1 protein-coding gene is annotated in these 1,642 nt (G+C 71.4%); it reads right to left on the bottom strand.

Features of this window, described 5'->3' with window-relative positions:
• On the bottom strand, positions 1 to 1,309 hold a 1,309-nt coding region (locus J0695_RS36725), incomplete at its 3' end, for a DoxX family membrane protein (protein ID WP_206969099.1).
• Positions 1,310 to 1,642 lie beyond the last annotated feature (333 nt).

Genomic DNA, 1,642 nt, shown 5'->3' with positions numbered 1-1,642 from the left:
CGCCCGCCGTGGCGGCCGGGGCCGAGTGCCTGGCCTTGGGGCTCGCGGCGCCTGACGACGAGGACGAGGGCACGGGCCCCTTCGAACCGGCCTGACGGGACGGGGACTGCGAGCCGGGGCCGTCCTCGGGGAGCGTGAGCCCGGGGAGGTGGTTGGTCGGGTCGGTGTTCGGGCCCGGCACGGTCACCACCGTCGAGGAACGGACCGCGCCGCCCAGCATCGAGCCCGTCAGCAGGGTGAGACCGATCACGAACGAGGCGACCAGCGTCCCGCGCCGCAGCACCCGCCGCCGCAGCTCCCAGAGCTCGGAGCGCGGGCCCAGCTTGCGCCAGGCCTCGCCCGCGAGCCGGCTGTCGAGCGAGTAGACCGGGGCGCCCGCGATGATCAGCGGGGACCAGGCGGCGAGATAGATGACGTCGGGGGCGTCATAGGCCGCCGTACGCCAGCTGACCGTCACCAGGAGCGCGGCCGAGAGCAGCGCCCCGAAGACGCCGGCGAGGCGCTGCCAGAGGCCGAGGACGGTGAGCACACCGACGACGACCTGGAGGAACGCGACGGTGAGACCGGCGCTGACCGGATGGGAGAGGGCGAAGTCGCGCAGCGGTTCGGCGAGTCCCCAAGGGTGCAGCGTGCGCAGCCACTTGACCATGGAGCCGCGCTCGCCGCCGTCGAAGTAGACGGGGTCGCACAGCTTGCCCATGCCCGCGTACACGGAGATGAGGCCGAGGAAGACCCGGAGCGGCAGCAGCACCACACCGAGGTTCATCCGCCGGTCCGGATAGAAGGCGTGCGCGGGGCGGTGCGCGCCCTTCGACTCGTCGGCGTGATCGCCGTCGTCGAACTCGTCGTCCCCGTAGGGCTCCTGGTGGTCGTACGCGCCGACCGCCTCCGACATCCGGGGCAGCAGCGTCGTCGCCCCGGCCGCCGCACTGCGCGGCCCGACGACGGCAGGCGCTTCACCCTCGTCGAGGCTGATGCGCGGGATGACCTGGGTGGCGCCCGTGTCGTACGACTCGTAACGCTGCTCACCCGCCGGGGAGTTGCGCACGGCCTGCAGCAGTCCGGTCGCCCCTGGATCACCCGGTGCGGACCTCCCGCTCCAGACGACGGGGGCAGCACGGCGGCGACCGCCGGCGCTGCTCATCGCGGGGATCCTGGCCGTGTCCGCCAGGCTGGGGCTCGGCTTCGGTGCGAGCTGCACCCGGAAGCTGGCGTGGTTCACGATGACCTGCGCAGGATCGCAGTCCACCTTGACCATGCTCAGGGCCGGCTGCTCGTCGAACCGGGGCGTTCTGGTGTCCACACTCATCTAACCGAGTGACACAGGTTTAGGACACTGCCTTGACGCAAGGTAAGTGTCCGAGACCCGTCAAGATCGCCGCCGAGGGGTGCTGATGCACGGGCCCGCCCAGGGGTTGCGCCGTTCATCGAACTCTCAGAAAACCCTCAGCGGCAGCACAGCCGCAGATTAATCCCGCCTCAGGATCACGGCCTAGAAAGGAAGAGATCCACTGCCCGTGACCGAGGAGGAACGACCATGCCGTCAAGCGACCCGCGCCTCAGGGCCGCCGCACGGCGGGCCCGCGGGGCCTTGCACGCCCTGAACCTGCCGGGCGGCCGACCGGCAGGTTCAGGGCGTGCA

The organism is Streptomyces beijiangensis, assembly GCF_017315755.1.
GTDB lineage: Bacteria > Actinomycetota > Actinomycetes > Streptomycetales > Streptomycetaceae > Streptomyces > Streptomyces beijiangensis.
This window is presented reverse-complemented; position numbering and strand designations above follow the sequence as displayed.